Source organism: Gordonia alkanivorans NBRC 16433, from assembly GCF_000225505.1.
GTDB lineage: Bacteria > Actinomycetota > Actinomycetes > Mycobacteriales > Mycobacteriaceae > Gordonia > Gordonia alkanivorans.
The window spans coordinates 1-1,138 of record NZ_BACI01000001.1 but is presented as its reverse complement, the minus strand read 5'-3'; the positions used below and the strand labels follow the sequence as shown (position 1 = coordinate 1,138).

The 1,138-nt window shown below is 59.5% G+C and carries 1 protein-coding gene; it reads right to left on the bottom strand.

What is annotated here, in order from left to right; translation table 11 throughout:
- Nucleotides 1-1,092, bottom strand: a complete 1,092-nt coding sequence (locus GOALK_RS00005) for an IS630 family transposase (protein ID WP_006356718.1) — start codon at nucleotides 1,090-1,092, stop codon at nucleotides 1-3.
- Nucleotides 1,093-1,138 lie beyond the last annotated feature (46 nt).

Below are 1,138 nucleotides of genomic sequence, written 5' to 3'. Positions count from 1 at the left end.
CTAGTGTCCTGAGTCATTAATTCGTGTGCAGTAGTGGGCGATGGAGTCGAGGATTTGATCAGCGGTCTTCACCCACACGTAGGGGCGGGGGTTGTCGTTCCAGGTGTCGATCCACGCTCTGATGTCGGCGTTGAGCGCTCTTACGGTGCGGTGGGTGGAACGTTGGAGCTTCTTGGTGGTCAGTTCAGCGAACCAGCGTTCAACGAGGTTCATCCAGGATGAGCTGGTCGGGGTGAAGTGGACAACAAACCGTGGGTGCGAGGTCAGCCATCGCTTCACTGCGGGTGTCTTGTGGGTAGAGGCGTTGTCCATGACCAGGTGGACGTCGAGCTCGTCGGGCACCTCGGCGTCGATCTTGCGTAGGAATCCGATGAATTCTGTTGCGCGATGGCGTGAGTGAAGCGAGCCGATGACTTTTCCCGACGCTATGTCCAACGCCGCGTACAGGCTGGAGGTGCCGTTGCGCACGTAGTCGTGGCTGGCCCGTTGCGGGGTGCCCGGGAGCATGGGAAAGATCGGCTGGGTGCGATCGAGCGCTTGAATTTGGGTTTTCTCGTCAACGCAGAGCACCAAGGCACGTTCGGGTGGGTTCATGTAGAGCCCGACGACGTCGCGGACCTTCTCGGTAAACAGAGGATCCTTCGACAGCTTCCACGAATCCTGTTTGTGCGGAGCCAATCCGAACGCTCGCCAGACACGCGACACCGTTGACTGCGACATGTCGAGATGCTCAGCCATCGACCGGGTCGACCAGTGTGTCGCATTCTTCGGAGTGGTCTCGAGAGTTGCGGTGATCAAGTCTTTGATCTGCTCGTCGTCGACGGTTCGTGGTCGACCGGGCCTGGGTTCGTCGAGCAACCCATCACAGCGTTGCTCGACGAACCGGCCTCGCCACCGCCGCACGGTACTTCGATTGAGTCCGAGTCGTTGTGCCACTTCGGTATTAGAACCACCCTCGGCGGCGGCGAGAACGATTCGTGATCGCATCGCCAAACCCGAGGCTGTCGTTCGTCGACGCGCCCACCCTTCGAGCTCACGGCGCTCGTCATCGGTCAGAACGATATCCACTGCTCGCGGACCCCGGGTTGCCATTCCCTAGCCTAACAACCGAACGACAATTAATGACTCAGGACACTAG